Source organism: Tractidigestivibacter scatoligenes, assembly GCF_001494635.1.
GTDB lineage: Bacteria > Actinomycetota > Coriobacteriia > Coriobacteriales > Atopobiaceae > Tractidigestivibacter > Tractidigestivibacter scatoligenes.
Genome location: NZ_LOJF01000001.1, coordinates 919,588 through 943,259, shown reverse-complemented (window position 1 = coordinate 943,259; position 23,672 = coordinate 919,588). Strand labels below are relative to the sequence as shown.

Sequence of the window (23,672 nt, the reverse complement as noted above, 5' to 3'; positions counted from 1 at the left end):
AGCGCCTACTTGGCTGCGCCGACGGCCTCCTTCTCCTCCTCCGCAAGCTTCTCCTCAACCTGCGAGTCAAGCTCGGCGTCCTTCTCGGCAAGCATCTTGGCCTTCTTGTCGACATCCATCATCGAGATGTTGTCCTCGTAGATCTTCTTGCCGGTGGGGTGCTCCTCGACCCAGATGCGGTCGCCCTCGGGCGCCCACTTCTCGGCGTACTTAGCCGTGCGGGCGCACAGGTGGTCGACGTCCTCCGGCGAGGTGTACTCCGTGGACTTGGCTTCTGCCTCGTGAACCATCTTGGGCAGAACCTGCGGGTTCTCGAGCATGGGGCAGGGGCGCAGCATGTTGTCGTTCCAGGGCCAGTTGGCGCGATACTCCTGGAAGATGGGCTGCTGCAGGCACTCCAGCCAGCTCTTCTCGTGAATGTTGGCGTTGGAGTAGTGAATGAAGACGCAGGGCTCCACGTCACCGCGGGCGTTGACGTGGCAGAACACGCGGCCGCCGGCGATGCAGCCACCCACGAACTCGCCGTCGTTCTGGAAGTCCATGGCCATGATGGGCTTGCCGCCCTCGTAGTCGCGGATTTTGCGGATACGGTCGATCATGTACTCGCGCTGCTCGATGGTGGGCATGAGGTCGGCGTTGGCGCCCTCGCCCACGGGCATATAGTGGAAGTACCACTGCCACAGCGCACCGTGCTCGATGATGAAGTCGTAGTACTCGTCGGAGGTGACGTCCTCGACGTTGTTGCGCGTATAGCAGGTAGAGATGCCAAAGGGCACGCCATTCTCAGTCATGAGGTCCATGGCGCGAACAACCTCGTCGAACGAGCCGTCACCGCGGCGACCGTCGTTGGCGGTCTTGAAGCCCTCGAGCGACATCGAGAACACGATGTTGCCCAGGCGCTTGCAGTCGTCGCAGAGCTTCTGGTCGATGAGCGAGCCGTTGGTGAAGAGGCCAAAGATGCAGTCATCGTGCTTCTCAGCAAGGCGGACGACGTCCTTCTTGCGCACCAGGGGCTCACCGCCGGTCATCATGAAGAAGTGCGTGCCCAGCGCCTTGGCCTCGGTGACAAGGCGATCCATGTCATCGAAGGAGAGGTTGAGGGAGTTGCCGTAGTCGGCGGCCCAGCAGCCGATGCAGTGCTTGTTGCAGGCGCTCGTGGGGTCGAAGATGATGATCCAGGGCACGTTGCACTGGTACTTCTCGGCAGACTGGGTGGTCTCGCGCAGGCCGCGGAACGCGGACTCGTAGGCGCCGTTTAGGACGGCGGTCTTCAAGATGTTGGGGTCAACGCGGTCCCTCACCAGCTCAATGAGGAAGTTCTCCCACTTGGAACCAGGGTAGAATGCCTTGCGCAGGGAGTTTGCCATGTCGGGCGCGGTGTCGGCGAGGAGCTTGCCGCCCATGTCCAGGAACTTGTTGATGGCCTCCTCGGGGTGATCGCTCCTGACGCCCTTGATGGCCTGGTCGATTGCGATGCTAAACGCCTTGCGCTCAGCTGCGTGCGCGATTTTCGACTGCATGGTTGTTCCTTTCGCCCAGTGGCGGTGGTCGAACTGCCTTCCACCGATTTTTCGCACCTTTGTATGGACGGTCAAATATTTTGACCCAGATTTGAAAAAAATCAACCCCGGATCGAGAAAGGCTGAAGAAGCGTTAACGCGGGGCGAGAGGAACGCGGCGGCTGGAGTTGGCGGCGCTTCTCGGCGCGCGGTGGTGGCGCCTCTCGACAGGCGAGACGCCGGAGCGCCACTTTTGGTCTCCGGTGCTGCGAAAACCCGCCCTTGGGCGAGAAAATGGCACCCGAGAAGGGGTTTCGTACGTGATTGCTGCGGGAACCCGCCCTCCGGCGTCAATTTGGCGCCCGGACGAGATTTTTTGTCCAGGCCTTCTCGTCAATGCCGCGTCATCTCGCCGTTTAAGAATTTTCCGAACGATTAGACACCTCTAACCGGCGAAATCGCGCGGCACCACAGCGCCAGCCGCGGAGGCAATTCTCGCCGCAAGTGCAATCTCCCCCACCCCGCCACAGCCCAGCCGTCTAGAATGTCAAATGCTGCCGTCGCGCTACACGCGCCCGCAGCCGCCACCAGGCGCCTCCCGCAAACACCGGGTCATTTGGAGGCAACGTGACCATCGTCGACATGCTGCGCAAGAACGCCGAGCTCTACCCCAACGAGGTCGCCCTCGTGGAGGTGAACCCCCAGCGCCACGAGAACCGCCACATCACCTGGCGCGAGTACGAACTCGTCGAGACCACGGACGACGAGCCCTTTCGCCGCGAGATGACCTGGCAGGTCTTTGACGAGAAGGCCAACCGCTTTGCCAACCTGCTGCTCTCACGCGGCATCCGGAAGGACGACAAGGTCGCCGTCCTGCTCTACAACTGCATCGAGTGGCTCCCCATCTACTTTGGCGTGCTCAAGAGCGGCGCCACCGTGGTGCCTCTCAACTTCCGCTACTCCTCCGACGAGATACGCTACTGCATCGAGAAGTCCGACGCCGACATCCTGGTCTTTGGCCCCGAGTTCACCGGCCGCGTCGAGGAGATCGTCCCCCAGATCCAGAAGGGCCGTCTGCTCTTCTATGTGGGCGACGACTGCCCCACCTGGGCCGAGCCCTACCAGGAGCTCGTAGGCCTGTGCTCCTCGGCAGACCCCATGATCCCGCTCTCCGAGGACGAGGACGCGGCGGTCTACTTTAGCTCGGGCACCACCGGCTTCCCCAAGGCTATCCTGCACCACCACCAGAGCCTCACCCAGGCCGCCATCATGGAGCAGAAGCACCACGGCCAAACGCACGACGACGTCTTTCTCTGCATCCCGCCGCTCTACCACACCGGCGCCATCATGCACTGGATGGGATCGCTCGCCGTGGGCGGACGCGGCGTGCTCCTGCGCGGCGTGAGCCCCAAGACCATCCTCGAAACCGTCTCCAACGAGCGCTGCACCATCGTGTGGCTGCTCGTCCCCTGGGCGCAGGATATCCTTCTCGCCATCGAGCAGGGCACGGTCACCCTCTCGGACTACCACCTCGACCAGTGGCGCCTCATGCACATTGGCGCCCAGCCCGTGCCCAAGAGCCTTGTGCACCGCTGGCTCAAGGTCTTCCCCAACCAGCAGTACGACACCAACTACGGTCTCTCGGAGTCCTGCGGGCCCGGCTGCGTCCACCTGGGCGTGGAGAACGTGGACCACGTGGGCGCCATCGGCGTTCCCGGCTACCAGTGGGAGTGCAAGATTGTGGACGAGAAGGGCGAGGAGGTCACGCCCGGCGAGGTGGGCGAGCTCTGCGTGAAGGGCCCGGGCCTCATGGAGTGCTACTACAAGGACCCCGCGGCCACGGCCGAGACCCTCATCGACGGCTGGCTCCACACCGGCGACATGGCACGCCAGGACGAGGACGGCTTCTACTGGCTGGTCGACCGCAAGAAAGACGTCATCGTGATGGGCGGCGAGAACCTCTACCCCGTGCAGATCGAGGACTTTCTCGCCTCTAACCCTGCCATCCAGGACGTGGCCGTCATTGGCCTGCCCGACGAGCGCCTGGGCGAGATACCCGCGGCGATCATCGAGCTCAAGCCCGGCTGCGAGGACACCACCGAGGCGGACATCAACGAGTTCTGCCTGGCGCTCCCCCGCTATAAGCGGCCGCGCAAGGTGATTTTTGCCGAGGTGCCAAGAAACCCCACGGGCAAGATCGAGAAGCCGCTCCTGCGCGAGAGGTACGGGGCGGCACGCCTGGTAGACCAGGAGAACAAGGCCTAGCGGGCCCACCGAATAGGCAACACAGGCGGGCAGTCCGCCGGGAGAGGAGAGCGCATGGGAAAGCAGCTACTGTCGGGCAACGAGGCCATCGCCGAGGGGGCGTGGTCGGCAGGCGCAGGCGTGGGAACGGGTTACCCCGGCACGCCTTCCACCGAGACCCTCGAGAACCTCGTGCAGCACGGCGACGTCTACTGCGAGTGGTCACCCAACGAGAAGGTCGCCCTCGAGGTGGGCATTGGCTCTGCCATGGGCGGCGTGCGCACGCTGGTCACCATGAAGCACGTGGGCCTAAACGTTGCGGCCGATCCGTTCATGAGCGTCACCAACACGGGCGTGAACGCCGGCCTGGTGCTTCTCGTCGCCGACGACCCGTCCATGTACAGCTCCCAGAACGAGCAGGACACGAGGAACTACGCCGCATTTGCGCGCGTGCCGTGCCTTGACCCGTCGGACTCCCAGGAGGCCTACGACTTCACGCGCAAGGCGTTCGACATCTCCGAGCGCTTCGACGCGCCGGTCATTCTCCACGAGACCATGCGCATCGCCCACACCAGGACCATGGTCGAGTGCGCCCATGAGCGCGACCTTGAGGCCGCCGCTCCGCGCGACTACCAGAGCCAGCCCAGCAAGTACGTCATGATGCCCGCCTACGCCGTGGCGCGCACCCGCGTGACCAACGAGCGCGAGGATGCCCTGGTGGAGTTTGCCGAGACAAGCGACCTCAACCGCGTCGAGATGCGCGACACCAAGGTTGGCATCATCGTTGCCGGCGCCCTTTATAACCACGTGCGCGAGGCGCTGCCCGAGGCATCCACGCTCAAGCTGGGCCTCACCTGGCCGCTGCCGCCCAAGCTCCTCGCGAGCTTTGCGGCCTCGGTGGAGAAGGTCTACGTAGTGGAGGAGTCCTGCCGCTACTTCCGCGACCACGTGGCCGCGCTGGGCGTCAAGCTCTCCGAGCCGCCCGCGGCACCGCTCCCCCGCTCCGGCGAGATCTTCCCCGCCGACATCCAGCGGAGCTTTGGCGTGGCCACGCCCGCGCACCTCGAGGCCGCGAAGGACCTTCCTCCTCGCCCGCCCGCGTTCTGCGCCGGCTGCCCGCACCGCCTGGTCTTCAACGAGCTGCGCCGCATGAAGGCCATCGTGACCGGCGACATTGGCTGCTACACGCTGGGAGCCGTCGCGCCCTTCCGCGCCGTCGACTCGGTGATCGACATGGGCGCCTCCCTCAGCATGAGCCACGGCATGGAGCTTGCCGGCATCCCTGAGCGCACCAAGCGCCCCGTGATTGGCGTCATTGGCGACTCCACCTTTGCGCACTCCGGCATCACGTCGCTTCTCGGCACCGCCTACAACGGGGGCAAGGGCACGCTGCTCATCCTAGACAACCGCACCACTGCCATGACCGGCACGCAGGGCAACCCCGTGAACGGCCTTACCCTCTCCGAGCAGGGCGCGCGCATCAGCCCGCTGGTGGACGCGGACGAGAAGCCCTCGGTTCTCGACCGTCCGGCTGGGCGCCCGCTCGATCTGCCCGCGCTCTGCCGCGCCATTGGCGTCGACGAGGTCATCGAGGCCGACGCGCAGGACTTGAAGGCCGTGCGCGCAGCGCTCAAGGAGGCCGTCTCGCACGAGGACCTGCTCTCGGTGGTCATCTTCCGCTCGCCGTGCCGACTGGTTGACCGCACGCACAAGCCCGCGCCCGTCATCCGCGACTGCCGACGCTGCGGCACCTGCATCCAGATTGGCTGCCCGGCGCTGGGCAAGGACGAGACAAACTACGCCATCATCGACCCCACGCAGTGCGTGGGCTGCGGCCAGTGCGAGCAGGTGTGCCCGTTTGGGTGCATCAAGTCCGAGTAGCCCGGCCCAGAGCAAGGGAGGTAGAACACATGCCACACGCAACAGCATCCGCAGCCAGCTCGACCGTCCACATGGGCGAGCGCGTGCATCTTGATCACACCATGACCGTCCTTCTCGTAGGCGTTGGCGGACAGGGCACAATCCTTGCCGGCAACATCCTTGCCATGACCGCCTCGGAGGCGGGCCTCGACGTTAAGGTCTCCGAGATTCACGGCATGAGCCAGCGAGGCGGCTCCGTCTCGACCATCATCCGCATGGGCGAGCACGTTGACTCCATGGTCTGCGACCCGGGTACGGGCGACGTGCTTGTGGCGTTCGAGGCCATCGAGGCCCTGCGCAACCAGCAGTTCCTCAAGGAGGACGGGCGTCTCTTTGTGAACGATGAGACCATCACCCCCGTACCCGTGAACATTGGCAACGCCCAGATGCCGCGGGGGGTGGGCGCACGCCTGGACGAGATTGGCGCCGTACGCATCGACGCCGGCGAGATTGCCCGTGGCGTGGGGAGCCCTCGCTCGACCAACGTGGTGCTGGTGGGCGCGCTCTCGACGGCGCTCCCCTTTGCCGTCGACGAGTGGCGCGACGCCATCAGCCGCCGTGTGCCGCCAAAGACCGTCGAGGCGAACCTTGCCGCGTTCGACGCCGGTCGAAAGGCGGCCGAACGGTAGGTCGCGGGGTTATGTAGCCACTACGCCTGCGGGTGCCCGGGTCAGTCGCTGGCCCGGGCGCTTTTCTCGTCGCTTCTCGCTTGTCTTTCTCGCCCCCTATTTGCTCCCCTTCTCACCCTCCCTCCTCCTCTCGTCCTCTCGCCCCCTCCTGTAAACCTGCGGCTTAATAGCAGTCCCGAAAACTGCCCTAAGCCAACTACCTGCGGGTTTGCTCAATGGCATATGCAGCAGACTGCTATTAACCCGCAGGTTTGCTACGAGGACCATCTATCCAGTTCGAGGTGGCGCATGCCGTAGCGAGACGGAAGCAGCTGGAAGCGAGCCAGTCGGACAACCCCTCTGCCCAAAATTTGCGGTTGCCGGCCCTTTTTGGGCGAATCGCCGAGTACGAAGACTCTAACCTTTTGCGGAACCGCAGGTAGGTAAATGGCACCAGCGGGGTGATACTAAGCGTAACCCCTATTTTTTACCGGCAACCGCAAATTTTGGGCACTTGGCCACCCAGCAGGGGTTATCCACGACGCCGGAGTAGAGGTCTGTAGTGCGCCCGTTGCAGAAAAGCGCCTATCGGCGGCATGGCGGCGCCAGCGCACCAACCCCCCGGCACCACCCTGACCTTCTACGCGTACAGTCCCTTCGAGAAGTACCGGTCGCCGCGATCGGGAAAGACCGTCACGATGGTGGCGCGCTCGCCCTTCTCGGCAAGACGACCCACAAGCGTCAGGCTCGCAGAGAGCGCCGCGCCCGAGGACGAGCCCGCAAAGATCCCCTCCACCCGCGCGATGAGCCGCGACGCCGAGAAGGCCTCGCCATCGGTCACCTTGATGACCTGATCCACCAGCGACATGTCCATGGTCTTGGCCACAAAGTCGTTACCGATTCCCTCGATATCGTAGTCGCCGTGCTCGCCGCCACCCATGGTCGAGCCCACCGGGTCCGCAAGCACGCCCACAATCCTAGGGTTCTGCTCCTTGAGGTAGCGAGCCACGCCCGTGTACGTGCCACCGGAACCAGCCCCCGCAACAAAGTAGTCAACGTTGCCACCCAGGTCGCGCCAGATCTCCGGACCGGTAGTCTCGTAGTGCGCCTGCGGGTTGGCCGCGTTCTCGAACTGACGAAGCGCAATCGAGTTGGGAATCTGGCCGAGAAGCTCCTCTGCCTTGGCCGCCGCCCCAAGCATGCCGCCCTCGCGCGGCGTGTTCACGATGCGCGCTCCCAGGGCGCGCATGAGCGTCTGCTTCTCCTCGGAGATCTTCTCGGGCACCACGAAGACCACGTTATATCCGCGACCGATAGCCGCGAAGGCGATGCCCAGCCCCATGTTGCCCGCCGTGCCCTCGACGATGGTAGAACCGGGCTTGAGGAGGCCCTTCTCCTCCGCCGCGCGCACCATGTAGAGGCCGGCGCGGTCCTTCACCGAGCCGGCGGGATTCCACAGCTCCAGCTTGGCGAAGATGTCCACGCCCTCGGGCGCGCCCACGTTGTTGAGCTTGAGCAGCGGCGTGTTCCCCACGAGCTCCTCGGCAGAGTCATAGTAGTGACGCATGGCTAGGCCTCCCTGCTTGCCGTGATGGCACCCTCGACGTCTGCGAGAATGTCGTCCTTGTCCTCAATGCCAACGGAAAGGCGAATGAGGCCGTCGGTGATGCCGACCTTCTCGCGCACCTCCGCGTGAATCGCCGCATGGGTCATCGTTGCCGGGTGGCAGACGAGAGACTCAACGCCGCCAAGGCTCTCGGCCAGCGCGACCAGGCGCGTCGAACGGAAGAACGCCCGGTAGTCGTGGCCCGGCGCAAGCTCGAACGAGATCATCGCCCCGGCACCCGATGCCTGGCGGCGCTGGACCTCGTAGCCTGGGTCGTCCGGGAGGCCAGGGTAGTGCACGGCCGAGACCTCGGGGTTTCTCGCAAGCGCCTCGGCAATGTACTGGGCGTTCTCCACGTGCCGGTCCATGCGCACGCCCAGCGTCTTGATGCCGCGCACGAGAAGGAACGAGTCCTGCGGGCCCAGGACGCCTCCCGTGGAGTTCTGGATGAAGGCGAGACGATCCGCCAGCTCGCTGGTAGACACAACCACCAGGCCCGCGACAACATCCGAGTGCCCGCCCAGGTACTTAGTCGCCGAGTGCAGGACGATGTCCGCACCCAGCTCGAGCGGGCGCTGCAGCCACGGCGTCATGAAGGTGTTGTCGACAACGGAGAGCACGTTATGCTCGCGAGCCACGTCGGCAATCGCCGCGAGGTGGGTGACGCTCATGAGCGGGTTAGCGGGGCTTTCGACAAGCACTGCCCTGGTGCGAGGGCCAATGGCATGCTCGAACTCATAAGGCTGGGTGGTGTCGACCATGCGGTACGTGATGCCAAAGTGGTTGAAGACCTTATCGAGCACGCGGTACGTGCCACCATACACGTTGGTGGGAATGATGACCTCGTCGCCCTGGGACAGCAGCGAGAGGACCGCTGTGATGGCCGCCATTCCGCTGCCAAAGGCAAAGCCGACGACGCCGCCCTCGAGGTCTGCGATGAGGCTCTCGAGCGCCGCGCGCGTGGGGTTACCCGTCCTGGAGTACTCCCAGCCAGAGACGGTGCGGCCCACCTCCACCTGCCGGTACGTCGAGGTCTGGTAGATGGGGACGTTCACGGAGCCCGTCGCTGGGTCCGTAGTGGTTCCGGCGTGGATGAGGCGCGTCGAGAGGTGCTGCGCGGCGGGACGCTTCTCTTGTGACATTGCTTCTCTCCTATTCGGGTGGCCACAGTTGGAACACCCATCACTACCTGCGCAAATATGACAGACCAGAGCCAAGCCCCGGCGCATGCCCAGGGCCTTCTCGCATGTTCAACGTGCTATGGATTGGGAAAAGGGGCACCAGCCAACAAGCCGGGCTGGACCAAAGGAGTGTCTAACGGCGACAGCCAGTGAACGTGCAACAGGCGCGGGTAGCGAGCGCACTCGTGTATACGAGGTTCTCCAACTCCTGCGCCTCCCCTACGGGTCACCGTCTCTTCAGGCCCCGCTGCCGCGGGAGCCCGATTAATTCCTAGTGTTGCACTGGGGTATTTATACGGCAGCCGACTCCGTGCGCCGCGACTGCCCGCCAATGCGAAACGCAATGGAGACGAAGCCGCCGCGGCGGGCTTCTCGCCAGATGCAGCGACACATCAGTGCCGATTCCGTCTCAAATGCGACCGCTCGCCACCTTGGTCGCATTAGCTACCACATGGGAGTGGAATCTATACCCTAACGACGGCCTATTGGCCCAAAGTAGTATCCGGCGCAAGCGTTTGGGGTGATTGGTATGGGGCAGTACGTACTCAATGAGAACGAAGGGAAGTACCTCTTCAACCTGTGTGCGAGCAACGGTCACATCGTCGCCACGTCCATGGTCTTCCCATCCAAGGACGATTGCCTTGACGGCATCAATCGCATTCGCAAGACCGCGAAGGACGCAGCAGTCGAGGACACGACGTCGCTCGACTGGCAGTCCCTGCCCGCACCGAAGTACCGCATCTTCCAGACCCTCTCGGGCAACTACTTCTTCCGCTTCTATCCGAGCGAGAGCAACGACATTGCCCAATCGCACTCCTATCCCCACAAGGACAGCCTGCTGAGAAGGATCGAGCGCATGCGCGAGGAGTGCGACTCACCGCTGGCGCAGGATGAGGAGTAGCGCGACGGCGAGAGGCGCAACGACCTTCTCTGCGTGAAATGCCGCTCCGGCGAGAATTTGGCGTCGGGGTGGCATCCTTGTACGTGATTGCTGCGGCAACGTGCCTCCGGGCGCCATATTGACGCCCGGAGGCACGTCTCGTACGGATTCCCATATAAAACCCACGCTCAGGCGCCGTTTTCTCGCCTGAGCGCGGGTTTTCGTCACGCCGAGGCGGCCTCTTTTGTCCACGACATGGCGGAGACGGCCTGCCTCAGCGCTCCCCACGCCACTCGGCAACAAACTCCTCGTAGAACCCCTTGAGGTAGGCCCCACGCTCAGCCGCGAGAAGGCGTCCGGCCTGCGTGCTCATGCCCTCGGCGAGTAGCAGGAGCTTATCCTCGAAGTGCGCGACCGTAGTGTCGCGGCATTCTCCGCTCTCGTCCCAGAGAGCCCGCCCATGCGCGCCGCCAAAGGCGAAAGCGCGGCCCACGCCTATCGCGCCGATGGCGTCCAGGCGATCGGCGTCGCGCACGCAGGCCGCCTCAAGGCTGCTTGGGGGCTCTATCCCGTTGGCGAAGAAGGAGACCTCCCGTATGGCCTGGCAGACGCGGTGCCTCTCTTCCCCCTCAACACCCTGGGCATCCAGGAAAGAGACCGCGTGGGCCAGCGACGCGCTCGTCCCGGGAAAGAGCTTGTGGTCGTCCACGTCGTGCAGCAGCGCCGCAAGCCTGCAGACGCCGACGTCCGCCCCCTCGCTGCGAGCGATGGCCGCAGCGTTGCGACAAACTCGCAGGGCATGGTCCGCCCCATGGCCGGACGCATCCCCCGCAAGGAGATCGCGCGCGTACGCGGCAGCCGCTGCGATGGTCCCTTCGTCAATCATGCCTCGAGGCGCGCGGTGAGCAGCTTGTTGAACAGCTTGGGGTTGCCCGAGCCCTTCGACGCCTTCATGCACTGCCCCACCAGGTAGCCCACGACCTTCTTGTTGCCATCGTGATACTGCTGGACCTGATCGGTACAGCGCGCCAGCACCTCGTCCACGATGGGCTCGAGCGCTGCCGTATCCGTCACCTGGCGCATGCCACGCTCGTCCACCACGCGCTCCGGGTCCTTCTCGGTGCCGTTGACGGCCTCGAGCACCTCGCGTGCCTGCGCAAACGTGATGGCGTCCTCGGCGAGAAGTCCGGAGATGCTCCGCACCTGCGCGGGCGAAAGCGCGTCGAAGCTCGGTGCAAGGTTCACCATCACGTTGGCGATGGTTGCCACGGCCTTCTTAGGCGCGCCCTCGAGCGCCTTCTCGAAGAAGTCAGCGACGGCAGGGTCGCCCGCAAGCTGGGCGGCGTCGGCGCGCTTCAGGCCGTAGTCGTGCATGTAGCGGTCGCGCTTGGCGTCCGGCAGCTCCGGGATCTTCTCGCGCGCCTCCTCGATGAAGTCGTCGGTGAGGTCGAATGGCGCCAGGTCAGGGTCGGGGAACAAGCGGTAGTCGTCCGCCGTCTCCTTCACGCGCATCACCACGGTGCGACGACGGCTGGGCTCCCAGTGACGCGTCTCCTGGTAGATGATGCCGCCCTCCTCGAGCACCTCGGCCTGGCGGCAGATCTCGTACTCAAGCGCGTCGTGCAGGCTCTTGAACGAGTTGATGTTCTTCATCTCGGTCTTGGTGCCCAGGCGCGTCTCGCCGCGGCGACGCAGGCTGATGTTGCCGTCGCAGCGCATGGAGCCGTTCTCCAGCGAGCAGTCGGAGATGCCGAGCGTCTTGAACGTCTGCTGCAGCTTCTCCATGAAGAGACGGGCCTCCTCGGGCGTGCGCAGGTCGGGCTCGGTGACCAGCTCGATCAGCGGCGTGCCGCAGCGGTTGTAGTCGATGAGGCTCTCGGTGGCCGCGGTGATGCGGCCCTCCTCGCCGCCCACGTGCACCATCTTGGCGGCGTCCTCCTCCATGTGGATGCGCAGGATGCGGATGGGCGCCACGTAGGAGCCGTCCTTCTCGCGCGAGATGGGCGTCTCGCCGTCGCCCGCCACGTCTTCCCAGGCCGGGCGCTCGGCCGCGCCCTCGCCGGAGACCTCCAGGTCAAGGTGCCCGTGCATGCAGAAGGCCACCGGCCCCTGCGTGGTCTGGAAGTTCTTGGCCATGTCGGGATAGAAGTAGTGCTTGCGGTAGAACATCGAGTGGCGCATGATCTGGCAGTTTGTGGCCAGACCCGCCATCACGATGGACTGGATGGCCGCACGGTTGGGCACCGGCAGCGCGCCCGGCATGCCCAGGCACACGGGGCAGACGTTGGTGTTGGGCGGGTCGTCGTGCGTGTTCTTGCAGTTGCAGAACATCTTGGTTTCGAGCGTGGTGAGCTCGGTGTGGACCTCAAGACCAATGACGGCCTCCCAGTCCTTCAGAACCTCGGCGAGCTTCTTCACGAGAGCTCACCCCCCTTCCCGGCAAACTCGGGCGCAACGGCACCGCGCGCGGAGAAGGACTTCTCGACGGCGCGAGCAAAGCGCAGGAGCTTGCGGTCTGAGAAGGCTGGCCCCTGCAGCTGGACCGAGACGGGCAGGTGGGACTCTGCCCCCAGGCCCAGCGGCACCGAGATGCCGCCGTTGCCGGCAATGTTGTTCGAGATGGTGAACATGTCCGAGGCGTACATCTGCGTGGGGTCGCTCATCTCGCCAAACTTGAACGCCGTGCGCGGCGAGGCGGGCATGAGAATGACGTCGCACTGCTCGTATGCGCGCTTGTAGTCCTGCGTGATGAGGGTGCGCACCTGCTGCGCCGGGTAGTAGTACTTGTCGTAGACGCCGCTGGAGAGAAGGTAGGCCCCCAGCATCTGACGGCGCTTGGCCTCCTCGCCAAAGCCGTGCGCGCGGCTCTTGGACGTTTGCTCGGCAAGCGAGAGGCACCCCTCCTCCTGGTAGCCGTAGCGCACGCCGTCAAAGCGGGCGAGGTTGGAGAAGGCCTCGCACGGCGCGATCACGTAGTATGCGGCGATTGCGGACTTGATGTTGGGGAGGTCGACCTCGACCAGCTCGGCGCCGGCGTTCTCAAGAGCCTTCGCCGCACCTTCCACGGCCGCGCGGACCTCCGTCGTGAGGCCGGCGGCCTCCATGAGCGCGGGCACCACGCCCACGCGCATACCCTCGACGGGATCTTCGAGGTGCTCGAGGAAGTCGACGGCGCAGGGCTGGCTCGTGGAGTCATACGGGTCACGGCCGGCAGCGGTGAGGGCGTTCATGGCAAGGGCCACGTCCTCCACGCTACGGCCAAAGGGTCCAACCTGGTCGAGCGAGGAGCCAAAGGCAACCACGCCGTAGCGACTCACGGCGCCGTACGTGGGCTTCATGCCCACCACGCCGCAGAGGCTCGCTGGCTGGCGGATGGAGCCACCCGTGTCGGAGCCCAGCGAGATGGTGACCTCGCCGGCGGCGACGGCCGCAGCCGAGCCGCCCGAGGAGCCGCCGGGCACGCGCTCGGTGTCCCAAGGGTTGTTCGTGCGGTGGAAGGCCGAGGACTCGGTGGACGAGCCAAACGCAAACTCGTCCATGTTGGCCTTGCCCATGGGCGTGGCGCCCGCGTCGAGCATGCGCTGCACGCACGTTGCGGTGAAGGTTGACTCGTAGTTCTCGAGCATCTTAGAGGCGCAGGTGGTGCGCGTGCCCACCAGGTGCATGTTGTCCTTGAAGGCCACGGGCACGCCGGCCAGGGGCCCGAGCTTCTCGCCCGCCGCGCGGAGGCGGTCCGTCTCGGCGGCGGCAGCAAGGGCAAGGTCGGACGAGACCTGCAGGAATGCCTGGACCTTCTCGTCACGTGCTTCGATGGCATCGAGGGAGGCCTTGGCCACCTCGGTTGCGCTAAACTCCCCCGCGGCCACGCCGGCAGCGATGCGCGCGGCGGAGAGCTGGTCGATGTTGGCCATTAGGCGATGCCTCCCTCGTCCTCGTCGGTGCCCAGGATCGAGGGCACGCGGAAGTAGCGGTCGCGCGTGGAGCCCGCGTTCTTGAGCGCCACGTCGATGGGCAGCGCGCGGGCGGAATCGTCGATGATGTCCTCGCCCATCACGTTGGAGAGGTCGCCGATGGGGTGGAAGGTGGGGTCGACCCCGTCGAGGTCGTACTGGCGGATGGGCTCGAGAAGGTCGATTGCCTCGTTCATGTAGGCGGTCATCTCGTCGAGCTCCTCGTCCGTGAGGGCTATGCGCGCGTAGCCCGCGATGCCCTGCACGTCTTCCCTGCTGAGTGCCATGGATCCTCCTGTCTGGAGCTGTGTCACGCCGTCCATTCTACGGGACTAGGCGCCGACCTGCGGCGTCACATTACCAAGGCGCAACACGAGGGCGAGAGGGGCGCGGGACGGCGGGTGCGCGGGAGGCCGACCACCGCCGGGCCGATACAGATTCGTGCCCGAATGTGTGACGCGCGCAGGTCGATACACATTCGGGCAACGAATGTGTAGCGCGTTCAGGCGCGCTTACAACACATTCGTGCGAGAAGGGCCCTGCTCTGCCGAGAAACCCTAGCTTACAGGACCGTAAGGCAGCCGTAAGCCTGGTCGATGGCACCAAATCCCAGCTCGCGGGAGTATATGGTCAACGAAAAGCAACGACCAAGCGTCGCGTCGGAAGGAGTCACCATGAACGTCCTCGAGCACATCGCCTTCATCGCTATCGTGTGCGTACTGAGCCTCATCGTCATCATCGGCGACAGTGGCGAGCGCAACCGGCGCCCCCTCAGCCATCGCCGCCGCTAGCGCGAATCGCCGCTGGCAGAGCGCCTGCCACAAGCGCCCGCACCCCAACAACGCCCACCTTCCTCCCACGGGGAGAGGGACCCACGTCCCGCTCCCCGGCCCTTATTTCTGGCAGGGTAGCCTTCGTTCCCAAGACACCCGCACTACACGTGCGAGAGTACATCCAAGCCGCCAAGAAAAGGCCAGCGCTAGAAAGGAAATCCATGCAGCTTGCCCGCAAAGGCGAACAAGGCGAAAATAGGCGAACAAGGCGAAAATAGGCGAACAAGGCGAAAGGCACCCACCATGCCACCGATTAACCCCTTCACCCCCGAGTTTGGCAGTGTCCCCCTGGTAATGGCGGGCCGCCAGTCAATAAGAAGAGAGCTGTTCGACGCCTTTGTCCAGGGCAGGGGCAACCCCAATCTCTCCAGCATTCTTGTTGGCCCGCGAGGATCCGGAAAGACCGCCCTTCTCACGTATCTTGGCAAAGAAGCCTCTGCCCAGGGGTGGATCGCGGTCCATTCCGTTGCCATGCCCGGCATGCTCGAGGACATATACGAGCAGACTCTTCTCGCATCCGCCGACGTCTTGGGCGAGGGGAAGGCAAAGTCCCTTCGACTTACAGGCATTGGCGTGGGACCCGTGAGCGCTAGCTGGGAGGCTGCGCCTGCCCCCTCCGAGAATTGGCGCACCCGCATGGGCAGGCTCTTGAGCACAATCGAAGACGCCGGACACGGCCTTCTCATCACCGTCGACGAAGTGGTTGCCACGCTCGACGAGATGGTCACTCTCGCTGCTGTCTATCAGCTCTTCGTGCGCGAGCAGCGTCGAGTAGCCCTGGTGATGGCGGGTCTCCCCCACAACATAAGCGCCCTTCTCAACGACAAGAGCGTTTCCTTCCTGAGAAGAGCGCAGCGGCATACCCTGGGAACCATTCCCGACGCCGACGTGAGGGAGGCCTTCAAGGAGACAGCGGCAATCGGCGGAAAAGACGTCACGGACGACGCGCTCGAAGCGTGCGTCCGTGCGATCGGGGGCTTCCCCTACATGCTCCAGCTCGTGGGGTTCAGATGCTGGCAGGCGACCAGCACGGACGACGTCATATCTGCACAGGAGGCGCGCCGAGGAATCCAAGATGCGCAAGAAGACTTTCGGGCGCATATCCTCGCGCCAACGCTCCGGGAGCTCTCCGAGATTGACCTGCAATTCGTCGAAGCGATGCTCGAGGACGAACGCGAGAGCCGCATATCGGATATCGCAAAGCGCATGGGCGTGGAGAGCCGTTACGCCTCGAAGTACCGAAGCAGGCTGCTTGCCGAGGGGGTCATCGAGCAGGTCGCCCGCGGGGTGGTGCGCTTCGCTCTTCCCGAGTTCAGGGCGTTCGTTCGAGAAGAGCTCGGCGCCTAGCCAGTCTTCGCCTTGCCCCCGCCCTACGCAACCTCCTCGAACTGCGACTGGTACAGCTGCGCATAGAAGCCGCCCGCGGCGAGAAGCTCCTCGTGCGTGCCCTTCTCCACAACGTCGCCGTCGCGCAGCACCAGGATGGTGTCCGCGTTCTTGATGGTCGAGAGCCGGTGCGCAATCACAAAGCTCGTACGCCCTGCCATGAGCTTGTCCATCGCGCGCTGGATGCGCCACTCGGTGCGCGTGTCCACGTTCGAGGTGGCCTCGTCCAAAATGAGGATGGGTCTGTCGGCGAGAACCGCACGGGCTATGGTGAGCAGCTGGCGCTGGCCCTGGCTCACGTTGGCGGCACCCTCATCCAGCTCGAAGTCGTAGCCGCCCGGCAGCGTCTTGATGAAGTGCTCGCAGTGCGCATAGCGCACGGCGGCCTCCACCTCCTCGTCGGTGGCGTCAAGGCGCCCAAAGCGGATGTTCTCGCGGATGCTGCCCTTGAAGAGCCACGCGTCCTGAAGGACCATCGAGAAGTTCTGGCGAAGGTCCTCTCGCCCAACGTTGCGCACGTTGTGGCCGTCCACGGAAAGCGAGCCCGCGTTCACGTCATAGAAGCGCAGCAGGAGCTTCATGAGCGTTGTCTTGCCGGCGCCGGTAGGCCCCACAATGGCCACCGTGCGGCCAGGCTCAACGTCTGCCGAGAAGTCCTGGATGATTGTCTGCCCCGGCAGGTAGCCAAAGGACACGTGGTCAAAGTCCACGGCGCCCGTGGCATGGCCAATCGCCTCAACCGGCGCGCCCGTGGTGGGGTCAAGCTCCGCAGTCTCTTCCTCCTCCGGCGCCTCCAGGAACTCAAAGACGCGCTCGGCGCAGGCGGCCATCTGCTGCAGCACGTTGGACACCGTTGCCAGCTGCGTAATGGGCTGCGTGAAGTTCTTGACGTACTGGATGAAGGACTGGATGTCGCCCGGCTGGATGGCGCCCGTCACGGCAAGGCCAGCGCCAACCACAACCACGCCCACGTAACCCATGTTGCCCACAAGGTTCATGAGCGGCTGCATGAGGCCCGAGAGGAACTGGCTCTTCCACGCGCTCTCAAAGAGCTGGTCGTTCTCCTCCTCAAAGCGCTCCACGGCACGCCCGCCGCGGTTGAACGCCTGGATCACCACCTGCCCCGAGAAGTCCTCCTCGACGCGCCCGTTCACGGCACCAAGCTGCTCCTGCTGCAGACGGAAGTACTTCTGCGAGCGGCGGATGAGCGCGCCTAGGACAAGCGCCGATACCGGCAGCGTCACAAAGGTCACGCCCGCCAGCGGCACCGAGATGGTGAGCATCATGATGGCCACGCCCACCACCTGAGTGACGGAGGTCACCAGCTGGATGAGGCCCTGGTTGAGCGACTGGCTCAGGGTGTCCACGTCGTTGGTCATGCGCGAGAGCACGTCGCCCTTAGAGATGGACTTGCCGTCAAAGTACGAGAGGGGCACCTTGGAGATCTTGTCGGCGATCTGGCCGCGCATGCGGAACACGACCTTCTGCGTGATGCCCGTCATGATCCAGCTCTGGAGGCCAGACGCCGCGGCGCTTGCCGCATAGATGACGAGAAGGGTCACCAGGATCTTCTCGATGAGGCCAAAGTCGATGCCGCCCGTCCCGGCCGCCGCGGCCTGAACGCCACGGATGACCTCGGTGGTTGCGTTTCCCAGGACCTTTGGCCCCACAACCGAGAACACCACCGACGCCATGGCCAGGACCACCGCCGTCACAACCCCCACGCGATACGGCCCCATGTAGTGCAGGAGCTTTCGAATGGTCCCCCTGAAGTCCTTTGCCTTCTCTCCTGGCGCCATGCGGCTGCCAGGCCCGTGCGGACGCGGCGTCTGCCGGAGCTGTTGTGTTTTCTCGGCCATGTCTACTCCCCCTCCGCAAGGCCAAGCTCCTTGGCGCTGAGCTGGCTCTTTGCAGTCTCCAGGTACTCGGGGCAGCTGCGCAGGAGCTCCTCGTGCGTTCCCTGCCCCACCACACGGCCCTCGTCGAGCACGATGATCTGGTCCGCGCCCATGACGGTGGCGATGCGCTGCGCCACCACCAGGACCGCGGTGTCCGTCTGCTCACGGGCAAGCGCCTGGCGCAGCCGCGCATCCGTGGCGTAGTCGAGCGCCGAGAAGGAATCGTCCAGCACCAGGACCTCGGGACGCGTGGCAAGCGCGCGGGCTATGGCCAGGCGCTGGCGCTGCCCGCCGGAGACGTTGGTGCCACCCTGGGCGATCGTCGTCTGGAGGCCGTCTTCCTTCTCGGTCACAAGCTCCGTGGCCTGCGCCACGTCAATGGCGCGGAGCAGGTCCTTCCCGCTGGCGCCATCTGTGCCAAAGGCCACGTTGCTGGCGATGGTGCCCGAGAAGAGAAAGCCCTGCTGGGGCACGTAGCCCACGCGCGAGCGCAGGTCGGCGAGGGACATCTTGCACGTGTCCACGCCGTCGAGCGTAATGGTGCCCGCCGTGGGGTCGTAGAGGCGCGGCACCAGCTGCACGAGCGTCGACTTGCCCGAGCCCGTGGAGCCAACGATTGCCGTAACCTTGCCGGGCATGGTGGCAAAGCTCACATCGCTCACCACGTTGCCCTCGGCGTCCGGGTAGTGGAAGCCCACGTGGTCAAAGACCAGCCTGCCGCGCGGCGCGTCTGCCGCCGGCGAGACGGGCTGCTCTGGCTCCGCCACGGCCGGCGTGACGTCGAGCACCTCCCGAACGCGGCCAACGGAGACCTCGGCGCGCGGCAGGATCACGGCCACCATCGAGACGATGAGGAAGCTCATCACGATCATCATGGCGTAACTGATGAAGGCCATCATGTCGCCCGCCTGCATGGCGCCGACGGCCACCCCGTGCGAGCCAAACCACACGATGGCGACCGTGGCCACGTTCATTACGAGCATCATGAGCGGCATCATGAGGGTCATGGCACGGTTCACAAAGAGCTGCGCGTCGCGAAGGTCGCCGGACGCTGCATCAAAGCGCTTGAGCTCGTGGCTCTGGCGACCAAAGGCGCGGATGGTCATTATGCCGTCGAGCATCTCTCGCGCAAGCAGGTTCACGCGGTCTACCAGCGACTGCATGACCTTGAAGCGCGGCATGGTGAGCGTGAAGAGCACCGCCACAATCCCCAGCACGGCGAGAAGCGCCGCGCCCACAATCCACGTGAGGCCGCCTCCCATGGTCATCACCTGGACCACGGCGACCACGCCCATGACCGGGGCAAACATCACCATGCGCAGCATAATCACGATCATGTTCTGGATCTGCTGCACGTCGTTGGTGCAGCGCGTGATAAGCGACGACTGCGAGAACCGGTTGACCTCCGCAGGCGAGAAGGACATCACCTTTGCGAAGACGTCGCGGCGCAGGTCGCGCGCAACGGCCGCCGCCACGCGGGACGAGATGAGCCCCGAGAGCACTGCAGCCGCGAGCGAGCCCACGCAGAAGCCAAACATCACGAGCGCCATGTGTCCCAGGTAGGCGGAGTTGCCCGCCTCGGACCCAACCACGCCCACGTTCACGATGTCGGACATGTAGCGCGGCAGCGACAGCTCGCAGAGCGCCTGCACCAAGAGCAGCACGAACACCGCCACGACCTCGCCCACGTGCCCGCGAAGGAGCTTAGCGAGCCTCATGCGCGCCATCCCCCTCCATGGGGCAGCCGGTCTGAGAGCCGGCTCCCTCAACGCGCCTGGTGACAACCTCGACCAGGCGACCCGAAATGCGCACCAGCTCACGCGCGTCGTGCTCGCCCAGCTCGCAAAGGACCCCCGCCACGTAGCCGTTGATGCCGTCGATGCGTTGCTGGACCTCGGCCTCGCCCTTGTCGGTAAGGCGCACGATCACGCTGCGGCGGTCATGGGGACTGGCGTGCCGCTCCACCAGGCTGCGACCCTCGAGCTGGTCGATCGTCTTGGTGATGCGCGCCGTAGACACCTGGCACGCGCGCGCCAGGGCAGTTGGGGTCATGCCCTCGGGCTGGTGGTGGAGCGCGTGCAGGGCGTTAATCTCGCCGCGCATCTCCATGTCCTTGGAGTGCGCCCCATGGCCGGCCCTAAGGCCATGAATCGAGGTCATGAGCTGCTGGGCAAGGCCGTCCCAGTCCGTCTTCTCGACGTTCGGCATGCTCTGCTCCTCTCGATTGATTGCTAATGCCGTTAAACAGTTGGAGATGCTACCCCGCTCGAGCGTGTTAGTTAATGGCGTTAGCGAGAAGCAGCGGGCTTACATAAGGTCTACATTTATTAACGGAGTTAGCGATTCTCGCCGGGGGCTTGGCCGGCACCAGGCACCGCTTGCGCGTCCTTCTCGCCGTCACGGCGCGTGAGCAGGAGAAACGCGAGTGCGAGAACTGCCACCACCGCCGAGGCGACAAAGAGCGTCCCCTGCACCCCCAGCACGTTTGCCACCAGCGGCGCCACAAGCAACGGCAGGGTCCCCGCGCTGTTGGTGCCCGCGTTCATAACCGAGGTCACGCGCCCCACGTACGAGACGTCGCAGCTGCGCTGCAGGATGGTGTCCTTCACGGGCCGCATGGCGCCAAAGCCAAGACCGGTCACGAGCTGGCCCACCACGGCAATGGCCACGTTCGCCGTGCCAACGTAGATCATGGAGCCCACTCCTGTCACCAGCAGCAAGACGGAAAGCGTCCCCAGCGTAAGCTGCCTTGTTGGAAAACGCAGAACCAGCAGCGACCCTGCCGTTGCGCCCACGCCGGCGCAGGCGGAGAGCCAGCCCATCCAATCGCCGCTCACGCGCAGCACGTCGCGGTAGAAGAGCGACTCGAGCGAGTCAAACGCTCCGTAGGCAAAGAAGCCCAGGAAGTAGAGGAGGAAGAGCATGCACAGGGTTCTGTGCGAGAAGGTCACGCGAAAGCCCTCGGCAAGCTGGTGCCAGAAGCCACCGTGAGCGGCGGTCTTCTCGCCTGCTGCGCGATCCGCGCGCTGCTCGCCCACGGTACCCGGTGCCTCAGGCGTTGCCCAGACAAGCGCGGCGGCGAGAAGCGACGCAACGGGGATGGTGACAAAGCAGGCCTGGTTGGTGGAAAGCGTGGTCACGAAGCCGCCGATGAGCGGCCCCACGATGACCGCCACCGAGACGGCGGTGCCGCACAGGCTGTTCATGCGCTTGAGCTCGCGCGGGCGAGCGGTGAGGAAGCGCGGGTAGGCGCTCACGGTGGTGCCGCAGAAGCCGTCGGCCAGTCCCTCGAGTGTCGAGACGATGGCGAGCATGGGATAGCTCAGGGGCATGAGCAGAGCAAAGATGCCGAGAAGCGCAAAGCCCGCGAGCGAGGTCGCAAGGGTAAGGCGCGGGCCCACGCGGTCTGTGACCACGCCAGCGAGGGCGCCGCCCACCACCAGGGCAACATTGAGAAGAATGACCAGGGCGGAAACCTCGGCGGCGCCGGCGCCAAGCTGGTAGGTGGCGCAACCGATGAGCCCCACAAAGTACGTGGCAGTGAAGCACACAACAAGCAGGAAATTTGCAAGGACAAGGCGGCGCGTGGGCGTAAAGAGCGGGCGCCGAGCATAGCGAGAACGGGAAGGCATGAGGTCTCCAAGGGTTTGGCGGCGAGAAGGACGTTGCCCCGTCTTGGGGCGGACGATGCATCGCTACTTTGCGAGCTGTCCTCCTGCGATCCCTGCCATGAGTGCCTCCTTGGTTAACCAACGTTCGCACAATGTTACGCGCGTGCCGCTTGCCGCGCAAGGAGGTGGTTGGGGTATTAGCCCTCCGCGTAGATGCCCATAAGCGCCTGGAGCACGTCAACCATGGTCTCCAGCTCGCGCACCGGCACGAACTCGGTCACGCCGTGAGCGTTGTGGTAGCAGGCCGAGAGGTTCGCGCACGGCAGGCCGCGGAAAGAGAGCTGCGCGCCATCGGTGCCGCCACGCATGGGGACCGTCCGCATGGTGACGCCGCAGGCAGCATACGCCCGACGCGCGGACTCGATGAGGTGCGCGTTCTCGGGGCGGGTTATGACCTCGGCCATGTTGCGATACTGGTCGCGGATCTCGATGGAGAGCACGGGCTGGGCGGCTGCCGCGGACGGGCGCAGCGCGTACTCCTCGTTCACCTGGGCCACGGCCGAGCGGAGCAGGTCCTTTCTCGCCTCAAAGCGGTTGCGGTCGTGGTCGCGGATGATGTAGTCCGCACGGGCATCCTCGCAGTTGCCCTCAATGCGCTCCAGGTAGAAGAAGCCTTCGCGGTCCTGCGTGAACTCCGGGCGGTCCTGGGGCGGAATGAGTTGGTGCACACGGAGCAACGCCTCGGAGGCGTTGACCATCACGTCCTTCGCGGTGCCGGTGTGGACCGAGCGTCCGTTGGCGCGGATGGTCGCCTCGGCAGCGTTGAACGTCTCGTAGCAAAACTCGCCCAGGGGGCCGGCGTCGATGGTGTAGCCGTAGGCAGCACCCAGCGCGTCAAGGTCGAGCAGCGCTGCGCCATGGCCGATCTCCTCGTCAGGGACAAACGCCAGCGCGAGCGCCGGATGCGGGATGGCGGGGTTCTCGGCAAGGCGTGCGAGAAGCGAGACGGCCATGGCCACGGCCGCCTTGTCGTCTCCGCCGAGAAGCGACGTGCCGTCCGAGGTCACAAGATCCTCGCCAATGAGGTCTTTGAGCTCCGGGTTTGTGGCGGGGTCGAGGGCGACTTCGGCGCCGTCGCGGCCGCTGCCCAGGACAAGCCGTCCACCCTCGTAGCGCTTGACCTGCGGGTGGACCGGGCTGCCATATGTCTGCCACGCGGTGTCGAGGTGGCAGCAGAACGCGAGCGCGGGGCGCTTCTCGGCGCCGACGCTTGCGGGCCAGTGGGCCGTGACGTAGGCGTGCTCGTCGAGCGTGACGTCTTGGGCGCCAAGGTCACGCAGGTCAGCGGCAACAACGCGCGCCATGTCGAATTGGGCCGGGGTCGAGGGCACCGTTTGCGCGGTGCGCGGATCCGACTGCGAGGGAACCTCGCAATACCTCACGAACCTCTCGAGCACGTCACTTGTCGCCTTGCGTCCCATGCGGTGGTACCTCTCCCCTAGCGCTTACGGCAGGCCGCGGCTGCTGTGGCCGCGCGCACGCCCTTCCCGGATGACTACCCTAGCGCAATGCGTGCGGCACTTCTCGGCACACGTCTCGCGGCGCGCGATAACTGCGCCGCTGGAACGCCACGCGGCAATGGTGTCGCCGAAATGGCGCACGGCAACGATGTCGCCAAGATGCCGCACCATTTCGCCGGTTAGGAAAAATCCGAACGTTTAGGGGGGTCTAAACGTTCGGAATCCGCGACACCTCCCGCGATGCCGCGCATTCCCGACGGTTAGAAGGCCTTAACCGTTCGGAAAAATCCTAAACGGCGAAATGGCGCGGCATTGAAGAAAGAGCTGGCAACGATGCCCGGAAGGACAGGACCAAAATCTTCGCTCGGGCGAGATTCTGGCGCCCGAGGGCGCGTTACCGATGCAATCGCGTACGAAAGGGGCCTTCCGGCGCCGTTTTCTCGCCGGAGGGCGAGTTTCCGCAGCATCGGCGAGAGCTGCCGCCAGCCGTGCGTCGATAAGGGCCACCGGTCGCACGCCGGCGCGCCGAGAAGCGC

17 protein-coding genes are annotated in these 23,672 nt (G+C 64.9%); 5 read left to right on the top strand and 12 right to left on the bottom strand.

What is annotated here, in order from left to right; genetic code table 11:
* Positions 1-5 precede the first annotated feature (5 nt).
* A complete protein-coding gene (locus AUL39_RS04130; protein ID WP_059053863.1) occupies positions 6-1,520 on the bottom strand; it encodes a radical SAM protein in 1,515 nt (504 codons plus the stop codon).
* Between the two features lie 606 nt (positions 1,521-2,126).
* On the opposite strand from AUL39_RS04130, the gene AUL39_RS04125 reads away from it, so the two are divergent.
* The 3 genes from AUL39_RS04125 to AUL39_RS04115 are packed head-to-tail and all read left to right on the top strand — an operon-like array spanning position 2,127 to position 6,292.
* Complete coding sequence (locus AUL39_RS04125) at positions 2,127-3,764, top strand: class I adenylate-forming enzyme family protein (RefSeq protein WP_059053860.1); 1,638 nt, start codon at positions 2,127-2,129, stop codon at positions 3,762-3,764.
* A 54-nt stretch (positions 3,765-3,818) separates the two neighbouring features.
* The gene (locus tag AUL39_RS04120; protein ID WP_059053858.1) at positions 3,819-5,624 is read left to right on the top strand and encodes a thiamine pyrophosphate-dependent enzyme; all 1,806 of its coding nucleotides are present in this window, start codon (positions 3,819-3,821) and stop codon (positions 5,622-5,624) included.
* Between the two features lie 29 nt (positions 5,625-5,653).
* Positions 5,654-6,292 carry an indolepyruvate oxidoreductase subunit beta gene (locus AUL39_RS04115; protein ID WP_201783908.1) on the top strand — a complete coding sequence of 213 codons (639 nt, stop codon included), beginning with the start codon at positions 5,654-5,656 and terminating at the stop codon, positions 6,290-6,292.
* Between the two features lie 619 nt (positions 6,293-6,911).
* Here AUL39_RS04115 and AUL39_RS04110 read toward each other — a convergent pair.
* Together AUL39_RS04110 and AUL39_RS04105 are read right to left on the bottom strand one after the other, a co-directional pair.
* Positions 6,912-7,838, bottom strand: a complete 927-nt coding sequence (locus AUL39_RS04110; protein WP_059053855.1) for a PLP-dependent cysteine synthase family protein — start codon at positions 7,836-7,838, stop codon at positions 6,912-6,914.
* A 2-nt stretch (positions 7,839-7,840) separates the two neighbouring features.
* Positions 7,841-9,019: a trans-sulfuration enzyme family protein gene (locus AUL39_RS04105; protein ID WP_059053853.1), complete on the bottom strand. Its 1,179-nt coding sequence runs from the start codon at positions 9,017-9,019 to the stop codon at positions 7,841-7,843.
* Positions 9,020-9,587: 568 nt separating this feature from the next.
* On the opposite strand from AUL39_RS04105, the gene AUL39_RS04100 reads away from it, so the two are divergent.
* The gene (locus AUL39_RS04100; protein ID WP_059053851.1) at positions 9,588-9,959 is read left to right on the top strand and encodes a YegP family protein; all 372 of its coding nucleotides are present in this window, start codon (positions 9,588-9,590) and stop codon (positions 9,957-9,959) included.
* 253 nt (positions 9,960-10,212) lie between these two features.
* On the opposite strand, the gene AUL39_RS04095 is transcribed toward AUL39_RS04100, so the two are convergent.
* From AUL39_RS04095 to gatC, 4 genes are read right to left on the bottom strand one after another with little or no spacing between them, the layout of a single operon-like run.
* A complete protein-coding gene (locus AUL39_RS04095; protein ID WP_059053848.1) occupies positions 10,213-10,824 on the bottom strand; it encodes an HD domain-containing protein in 612 nt (203 codons plus the stop codon).
* A complete protein-coding gene (gene gatB / locus AUL39_RS04090; RefSeq protein WP_059053846.1) occupies positions 10,821-12,356 on the bottom strand; it encodes an Asp-tRNA(Asn)/Glu-tRNA(Gln) amidotransferase subunit GatB in 1,536 nt (511 codons plus the stop codon). The genes AUL39_RS04095 and gatB overlap by 4 nt, the downstream gene beginning before the upstream one ends.
* A complete protein-coding gene (gene gatA, locus AUL39_RS04085) occupies positions 12,353-13,849 on the bottom strand; it encodes an Asp-tRNA(Asn)/Glu-tRNA(Gln) amidotransferase subunit GatA (protein ID WP_059053844.1) in 1,497 nt (498 codons plus the stop codon). The genes gatB and gatA overlap by 4 nt, the downstream gene beginning before the upstream one ends.
* Entirely contained in the window at positions 13,849-14,175 is a 327-nt protein-coding gene (gatC, locus tag AUL39_RS04080) for an Asp-tRNA(Asn)/Glu-tRNA(Gln) amidotransferase subunit GatC (RefSeq protein WP_059053842.1), read from the bottom strand. The genes gatA and gatC overlap by 1 nt, the downstream gene beginning before the upstream one ends.
* A gap of 789 nt (positions 14,176-14,964) precedes the next feature.
* Between gatC and AUL39_RS04075 the strand changes: the two genes are divergently transcribed.
* Positions 14,965-16,068 (top strand): ATP-binding protein, encoded by a 1,104-nt coding sequence (locus AUL39_RS04075; RefSeq protein ID WP_059053841.1) that lies wholly within the window; start codon positions 14,965-14,967, stop codon positions 16,066-16,068.
* A 23-nt stretch (positions 16,069-16,091) separates the two neighbouring features.
* Here AUL39_RS04075 and AUL39_RS04070 read toward each other — a convergent pair whose 3' ends face one another.
* The 5 genes from AUL39_RS04070 to pepT all read right to left on the bottom strand — a co-directional run bounded on the left by AUL39_RS04070 (position 16,092) and on the right by pepT (position 23,097).
* Complete coding sequence (locus tag AUL39_RS04070) at positions 16,092-17,966, bottom strand: ABC transporter ATP-binding protein (RefSeq protein ID WP_059053840.1); 1,875 nt, start codon at positions 17,964-17,966, stop codon at positions 16,092-16,094.
* A gap of 2 nt (positions 17,967-17,968) precedes the next feature.
* Positions 17,969-19,723, bottom strand: coding sequence for an ABC transporter ATP-binding protein (locus tag AUL39_RS04065; RefSeq protein ID WP_059054133.1), 1,755 nt, complete (start codon positions 19,721-19,723; stop codon positions 17,969-17,971).
* Positions 19,710-20,213, bottom strand: coding sequence for a MarR family winged helix-turn-helix transcriptional regulator (locus AUL39_RS04060; protein ID WP_059053838.1), 504 nt, complete (start codon positions 20,211-20,213; stop codon positions 19,710-19,712). Before AUL39_RS04060 ends, AUL39_RS04065 begins: the two co-directional genes overlap by 14 nt.
* Before the next feature lie 128 nt (positions 20,214-20,341).
* On the bottom strand, positions 20,342-21,637 hold the full coding sequence (locus tag AUL39_RS04055; protein WP_059053836.1) for an MFS transporter: 1,296 nt from the start codon (positions 21,635-21,637) through the stop codon (positions 20,342-20,344).
* A gap of 176 nt (positions 21,638-21,813) precedes the next feature.
* On the bottom strand, positions 21,814-23,097 hold the full coding sequence (pepT, locus tag AUL39_RS04050) for a peptidase T (protein ID WP_059053835.1): 1,284 nt from the start codon (positions 23,095-23,097) through the stop codon (positions 21,814-21,816).
* Positions 23,098-23,672 lie beyond the last annotated feature (575 nt).

Excerpts from the sequence above, each read along its gene's own strand:
- gatA (WP_059053844.1), bottom strand. The coding sequence starts at position 13,849 with ATGGCCAACATCGACCAGCTCTCCGCCGCGCGCATCGCTGCCGGCGTG.
- AUL39_RS04055 (WP_059053836.1), bottom strand. The coding sequence starts at position 21,637 with ATGCCTTCCCGTTCTCGCTATGCTCGGCGCCCGCTCTTTACGCCCACG.
- AUL39_RS04070 (WP_059053840.1), bottom strand. The coding sequence starts at position 17,966 with ATGGCCGAGAAAACACAACAGCTCCGGCAGACGCCGCGTCCGCACGGG.
- gatC (WP_059053842.1), bottom strand. The coding sequence starts at position 14,175 with ATGGCACTCAGCAGGGAAGACGTGCAGGGCATCGCGGGCTACGCGCGC.
- AUL39_RS04120 (WP_059053858.1), top strand. The coding sequence starts at position 3,819 with ATGGGAAAGCAGCTACTGTCGGGCAACGAGGCCATCGCCGAGGGGGCG.
- AUL39_RS04060 (WP_059053838.1), bottom strand. The coding sequence starts at position 20,213 with ATGCCGAACGTCGAGAAGACGGACTGGGACGGCCTTGCCCAGCAGCTC.
- pepT (WP_059053835.1), bottom strand. The coding sequence starts at position 23,097 with ATGGGACGCAAGGCGACAAGTGACGTGCTCGAGAGGTTCGTGAGGTAT.
- AUL39_RS04110 (WP_059053855.1), bottom strand. The coding sequence starts at position 7,838 with ATGCGTCACTACTATGACTCTGCCGAGGAGCTCGTGGGGAACACGCCG.
- AUL39_RS04075 (WP_059053841.1), top strand. The coding sequence starts at position 14,965 with ATGCCACCGATTAACCCCTTCACCCCCGAGTTTGGCAGTGTCCCCCTG.
- AUL39_RS04105 (WP_059053853.1), bottom strand. The coding sequence starts at position 9,019 with ATGTCACAAGAGAAGCGTCCCGCCGCGCAGCACCTCTCGACGCGCCTC.
- AUL39_RS04130 (WP_059053863.1), bottom strand. The coding sequence starts at position 1,520 with ATGCAGTCGAAAATCGCGCACGCAGCTGAGCGCAAGGCGTTTAGCATC.
- AUL39_RS04100 (WP_059053851.1), top strand. The coding sequence starts at position 9,588 with ATGGGGCAGTACGTACTCAATGAGAACGAAGGGAAGTACCTCTTCAAC.
- AUL39_RS04065 (WP_059054133.1), bottom strand. The coding sequence starts at position 19,723 with ATGAGGCTCGCTAAGCTCCTTCGCGGGCACGTGGGCGAGGTCGTGGCG.
- AUL39_RS04095 (WP_059053848.1), bottom strand. The coding sequence starts at position 10,824 with ATGATTGACGAAGGGACCATCGCAGCGGCTGCCGCGTACGCGCGCGAT.
- AUL39_RS04115 (WP_201783908.1), top strand. The coding sequence starts at position 5,654 with ATGCCACACGCAACAGCATCCGCAGCCAGCTCGACCGTCCACATGGGC.